Origin of the sequence: Eudoraea sp., from assembly GCF_049669105.1 — a bacterium.
GTDB lineage: Bacteria > Bacteroidota > Bacteroidia > Flavobacteriales > Flavobacteriaceae > Eudoraea.
The window spans coordinates 1-4,602 of record NZ_JBATKE010000064.1 but is presented as its reverse complement, the minus strand read 5'-3'; the positions used below and the strand labels follow the sequence as shown (position 1 = coordinate 4,602).

The window sequence follows — 4,602 nt, the reverse complement described above, 5'->3', positions numbered from 1 at the left end:
AAATGGCTCGCCTTGCAAACGCTAATTTCTCGCAATAAATCGCGAGATCCGCACTAAAAGCTCGCCATCCAGAACCCGCCAAATCATAGCCAACACGTTATATCTTATTTGAAATGAAAGAGCATATTATTAAAATACCATTTTTTATTTTCAGTATTCTCATTTTATCTGGTTGTCAAGAACAATATCATGAGACCGAATGGGAAAAATTACCTGCTCCCATATCTGCCCGAATAGGATGCTTTGCAGAAGCTCCTAACGGAACGTATTATGTAGGTGCTTCTGAATTGTACAAATCAGAAGATCTAGGTAGTACATGGGAGCTTGTAAATTTTAAAGGAATGCCAATGGAAATACTTGTAACTGAATCTGGCACGTTACTAGTTGGTACTTATCGCGGTGGAATCTTTCGGTCAATTGATCAAGGTGAATCTTGGACTCATGTAGGTTTCGAGGATAATGTATACGTTTTTAAAATTATCCAAATTGGTGATGGGAGAATTTTTACTTCGACAACATTCCTAAGTGAGGGGGCTTCCAAAGAATCTCAAGCTGGAGTATTTGTATCTCAAGATGATGGCCTTACATGGCAACAAACCTCTATTACACATGAAAATATAAAAGGAGTATTCAATCCTAAACCAGGAATCATATTTGCATCTGGAACAGGAGAGGATAGCTTTTATCGCTCAATAGATAATGGACAATCATGGTCTACAAATGTGAGTGGATTACCAGATACAATTTCTGTATCAGGAATTGTCGCATTAAATGGAAACTTATTTGCTTCAGTTGGAGATCCTCAAGATGCTGCCAGAATAACAGGAGGTGGTATCTTCAAATCTGAGGATGACGGGCTAACCTGGATTAAATCTGATAATGGTCTTTCTGAGAATACAAAGGTTAGCGACATAACTATAATTGACAACACCTTATTTGTTAGCACAGGTTATCAAGTAAATATTGGGGACAGGGGTGTTTTTAAATCTGAGGATCTTGGCCAAACATGGCTACCAACAGGCTTAAACGATTTACAGTTGCGATTAATTAGGCCAACATCTAGACAACAAGTAATCGCTGGTAGTAATGTTTCTTCCATTTTCATTTCAAACAATAAAGGTGAAAGTTGGCTACAAACAGGTAAAGAGATAGAGAATTGGTTTGTATTTCAGGTTATGGAAAATAACAACTACTTATTTGCTAATGGAGAGTCAGGCATTTGGCGTGCAGACATTCCAGTTAAGGAATGGCAACAAATTAGAAATGAAACAGGTAGTTTGGTTCAATTGCCTAGTGGAAAAATACTCATGGCTGAAAATGGAAAGATATTGACTTCAGAAGATAATGGGGATCATTGGAGTCAAATAGCTGATTTAAAAAGTGAGATGATTTTTTTGTATGCCTTAGATTCAAAATTACTCGTTGCATGTGCGCAGGAAGATGGAATATATTATTCCACTAATGATGGACACGATTGGTTAAAATATTCCATGGGCATGTTTGAACAAAATACCTTCAGAACCGCCATTAAAACTCCTGGAGGAGCACTTCTTACTGGTACTGCTCGTGGGACGCTTCGTTCTGATGACCAAGGTAAAACTTGGAAAAATGTTGATGAAAATTTCTTTGCCTGGACCTTTACTAAATCGAATAATATAATTTATGCAGGTGGATATGCTGATGGTATTCGAAAATCAACTAACGATGGCTTAACCTGGACCGAATTCAATTCTGGGTTGAGGGAAGGTGATAACTATTTAACCGTAACATCATTGTGTGCTACGTCAGATAATTCAGTTATTTGCGGTACCCTTGGCGAAGGAATTTATTTACTAAAATCAAATGACAGTATTTGGAGTGAACACAAAATTGGATTAACTGACTTAGTTAATTTCGGGATAATTGAAGGAAATAACGGCATAATTTATAGTACATCACAAAAAGGAATATTTAAGAGGAATTAATAAAAAAACAAGATATAACAATGTATATAGCGCATTAAAACGCGCCATATACTAGACGTTAGCCACAAGTTGAATGAACAAACTAATTGAAAAACCATATCTGATTTTTTTACTTGCTATTCCTATTATAATGCTGATTGGAATCTTGAGTGGAGACGCAGTATTGGACATCAATGTTCACGACACTTTTTATGTAATAGGATGGAATCAATTAACATTGATTAGTTCTATACTTTTTGGAATAATCGGAATTGGATATTGGATAATGCAAAAAGGAAATAGAAAATTATCAAAATCATTGAATTGGATTCATATCGGACTGACTTTTGGTGGAATCTTAATTCTACTTATTTTGAATCAACTTTATCGAATAGAGATAATGAATTTAGAATATAATATTAATCTGACCTTAATTATTACTCTGATTGTTTTGCTAATGATCGTTGGACAGATAATATTTCCAATTAATATTATTTACGGATTGATTAAAAAGAAAAATTAAACCAGCGGCTAACACTGGCTATAATTCAGCTTGCTTTTCGTTGTTCTACGAAAATTCTTACTTTTAAACGGCTCGATTTCATAACTCGAAAAATCTAACCGATTTTTCAAGCCGAAATCATAGCCTAGACGTTGTACACAATTATGAAAAATCTTGTTTACTAATCGAAAAGGCTGATTTGCTCATTCACCTTTTCATTACTCCTAAATAAGAAATAGATTTGAATTAACTTACAAATATCAAAATGAAAGAAAGTTTACTCATATTGATAATCTTAACACTTTTATCCTTTTCACAGAAAAAAAATGAATGTGACGAAGAGACAAAGCCCTATTGGTTGTATGGGATAAATAGCCGAATTGAGGGAGAAAGCCCAACTTTGAGAAAGGTTTTTAAAGAAATTCAATTAGCCGAAACTAATATCACACCAAGTAACGGATTCATAACATTGAGACTTAATATCTCTAAAACGGGAAAATTCTGCGACATTGAAACATTCCAAATCGACGAAAATTATGAGAATACGGAATTCAACAACGGGGAGTTGGCTAAAGAACTTGAGGGAATTGCAGTTGGACTAACAGATTGGAAAAGAGAGAAAGATTATAAAACCTATAACCTAATCAGGGTAAAAATTAAAAACGGAAAAATTGAAGAAATTTTTTAAATATCTACTTATTGGTTTAGGCTCTTTAATTCTTTTGGTAGCAATCGGAATTACAATTTGGTGGAATACGAGAACCGATACCGAAAAATCAGACTTATTGGTAGGTGCTCACGCTTATGAGAAAGCTATTGAGCTAAATCAAGATAATAGTGATGCCTGGATGGAGCGTTCCGTTTCGTTTAATAAGGCTGGAGATTTCAAAAAAGGATTCGAGTATTTGGACAAAGCCGTAGAACTAGAACCAGAAAAGCATTTGGGCTATCGAGGTTGGATTAGATTAAGAAAAATGCGGGATTACGACAAAGCTTTGATTGACTTTGCAAGACTTGATAGCCTTACACCAAACGTTGTTGATGCGCCTTGGGGAGAGGACATTGACTTTTTGAGAGGAGAATGCTATTATGGAAAAAGGGACTACCAAAAAGCTATTGAATTATTTAATCGCAACATCAAGAACCAAAAAGAGGACTGGGCAGATATTCACAGTTTTGTTTATTTGGGACTCTGTGAATATGAACTTGGGAATTACGAAAAAGCAATTAGTGAATTTCAACGAGCATTAAAACAATCGAAAAACATACCTGAATCCTACTTTGGAATAGCCAAATCTTATCAAAAACTTGGGCAAATCGAAAAAGCAACAGAAAATATTCTGAAAACAGAAGAAAATATTGATTACAAACGAGACGATGTTTACAATGAGTTTTTGAATGAAATTTATCTTTCCGAAGTATTAGAATTCAAACAAACTCTAGGAAAATAACTGTGTACAACACAACCTATAAACAATACGGGCTTTGCGCTTAATCGAAAGGTTTGTGTATTTTTATGAAGACCGCAAAATCTTATGGATTTTGCTAGGGAAAAGGAAAAATAAATCAAAACAATAAGATTTCGCTATGTGCGTGGCGGAAAGCAAACGCTGGTTTGCTTCCGTACTGTTCATAGCTCAGCCGTTGTGCGTAATTTTGGAGCAATTTTTGATGCTTCAACTAATATGAAAAGAACAGTCTTTATTTCATTTATTTTTATTGTGTCTGGACTCTTAGCACATGGACAGGTTAAGCCAATTACGGAGTTTGATTTATATGGTTGTTGGATTATGGAGCGAAGTGAAGACGGAAAGCGGCCTCAAAAACAGATTTATAAACGTTGTAACAGTTCGGATACCAAACTTAGAGTAAAACATTCAAAAATTTCCCTTTTAGCATTTAATGAAAGTGAATTTCAAACAACAAGTGCATATATCTGTTTTACTACTGTAACGGAAAAGGGTACGTGGAGTTATAATGAAAATGAAGGAATCGTAAGTATGTTTTGGGGTCAAGAATGTCTAAGGGAATTCAAAGAAAAAGACCCCGAAGAATATGCAAAATGGAACTCCCCGAAAAAATTTAATTGGTTGAAGTTCAAAGTTATTGAATTATCTGAAAACCAATTGGAGGTAGAAAAACTACGCACAACAAAGC

5 protein-coding genes are annotated in these 4,602 nt (G+C 34.9%); all 5 read left to right on the top strand.

Annotated features, from left to right (window positions below; translation table 11 throughout):
- Positions 1-113 precede the first annotated feature (113 nt).
- Positions 114-1,964: a WD40/YVTN/BNR-like repeat-containing protein gene (locus WBM60_RS05230; protein WP_424261598.1), complete on the top strand. Its 1,851-nt coding sequence runs from the start codon at positions 114-116 to the stop codon at positions 1,962-1,964.
- A gap of 73 nt (positions 1,965-2,037) precedes the next feature.
- Positions 2,038-2,466: a hypothetical protein gene (locus tag WBM60_RS05225; protein WP_424277740.1), complete on the top strand. Its 429-nt coding sequence runs from the start codon at positions 2,038-2,040 to the stop codon at positions 2,464-2,466.
- 244 nt (positions 2,467-2,710) lie between these two features.
- Positions 2,711-3,133: a hypothetical protein gene (locus WBM60_RS05220; protein ID WP_424261594.1), complete on the top strand. Its 423-nt coding sequence runs from the start codon at positions 2,711-2,713 to the stop codon at positions 3,131-3,133.
- Complete coding sequence (locus WBM60_RS05215) at positions 3,117-3,896, top strand: tetratricopeptide repeat protein (protein ID WP_424261596.1); 780 nt, start codon at positions 3,117-3,119, stop codon at positions 3,894-3,896. The genes WBM60_RS05220 and WBM60_RS05215 overlap by 17 nt, the downstream gene beginning before the upstream one ends.
- A 138-nt stretch (positions 3,897-4,034) precedes the next feature.
- Positions 4,035-4,602, top strand: a 568-nt coding sequence (locus WBM60_RS05210) for a hypothetical protein (protein WP_424282828.1), incomplete at its 3' end; no start/stop codon positions are given.

Excerpts from the sequence above, each read along its gene's own strand:
- WBM60_RS05230 (WP_424261598.1), top strand. The coding sequence starts at position 114 with ATGAAAGAGCATATTATTAAAATACCATTTTTTATTTTCAGTATTCTC.
- WBM60_RS05225 (WP_424277740.1), top strand. The coding sequence starts at position 2,038 with ATGAACAAACTAATTGAAAAACCATATCTGATTTTTTTACTTGCTATT.
- WBM60_RS05220 (WP_424261594.1), top strand. The coding sequence starts at position 2,711 with ATGAAAGAAAGTTTACTCATATTGATAATCTTAACACTTTTATCCTTT.